The organism is Streptomyces sp. PT12 (genome assembly GCF_003311645.1).
In the GTDB taxonomy this organism is placed as follows: Bacteria; Actinomycetota; Actinomycetes; order Streptomycetales; family Streptomycetaceae; genus Streptomyces.
This window is the reverse complement of record NZ_QEST01000127.1, coordinates 1-1,085: the sequence shown is the minus strand read 5'-3', so window position 1 is coordinate 1,085 and position 1,085 is coordinate 1. Positions and strand designations below refer to the sequence as shown.

Annotated in this window: 1 protein-coding gene; it reads right to left on the bottom strand. The window is 77.1% G+C overall.

What is annotated here, in order from left to right; translation table 11 throughout:
* Nucleotides 1-1,036: KR domain-containing protein (locus DEH69_RS13665; RefSeq protein WP_147255571.1), on the bottom strand; the 1,036-nt coding region annotated here is incomplete at its 3' end.
* Between the last annotated feature and the right edge of the window lie 49 nt (nt 1,037-1,085).

The following is a 1,085-nucleotide window of genomic DNA, read 5'->3' as shown; positions in this document are numbered from 1 at the left end:
CTGGCAGGTCGTCGATGATCGCGGCGAGGGCGTCGCGGTCGGTGACGTCGCAGGCGACGGGCTCGACCCCGGCAGGCAGCCCGGAGGCGGCGCCCCCGCGGCTGGCGAGCACGACGCGGTCGGCGCCCTCGCCGATCAGCCAGCTGGCGACCTCGCGGCCGAGGGCCCCGGTGCCCCCGGTGACCAGGACCGTGCCGCGGGGCGTCCAGCCCGCGCCGCCGGTGACGGCTTCGCGCGGGGCGTGGACGAGGCGGCGGAGGAAGACGCCGGAGGGCCGGATGGCGACCTGGTCCTCGGTGCCGGTGAGGACGGCGGCGAGGCGGGCGGCCGCGCGCCGGTCGAGCCGCTCGGGCAGGTCGATCAGGCCACCCCAACTCTGCGGCTGCTCAAGGGCGATGACTCGGCCGAGGCCCCACAGGGCCGACTGCCACGGGTCGCCGAGCCGGTCGGAGCGGCCGGTGGAGACGGCGCCCGTGGTGGCGATCCAGAGGGGTATCTCGAGGCCGCGCACCAGCTCGGCCGTGGCCGCGGCGTCGGGCAGCAGGGACAGCACGGCGGTCGCGGAGGCCAGCTCGGGCAGGGCGTCGGGCGTGGCGATGTCGGTGTCGGCGCCATGCTCGGCGAGCGCGCGGGCGATCTCGGGGGCGCGGTCGGAGCCGGGGGGTGCGACGATGACCCAGCGGCCCGCCAGGGGGGTGGCGGCGGGGGCCTCGGACTGGGGCTTCCAGACGATGCGGTAGCGCCAGGAGTCGAGCTCGGACTCCTCGCGACGGCGGCGCCGCCAGGCGGCGAGGGCGGGGACGAGGGCGCCGAGGGCGTCCGCGTCGAGGTCGAGCGTGGCGGCGAGCTCGTCGGCGTCCTCGCGCTCGATGGCCTCCCAGAACGCGGTCTCGACGGTGTCGGCCGCCGGGCCCCCGGCGAGGGTGGTGAACGAGGTGGGCCAGTAGCGCTGGTGCTGGAAGGCGTAGGTGGGCAGCGGGACGCGGCGGGCGCCGGTGCCGTTGTAGAACGACTCCCAGTCAACCGCCGTGCCCATGGTGTGAAGGGCGGCCAGGGCGGTAACCAGGCTCTCAACCTCGGGGCGG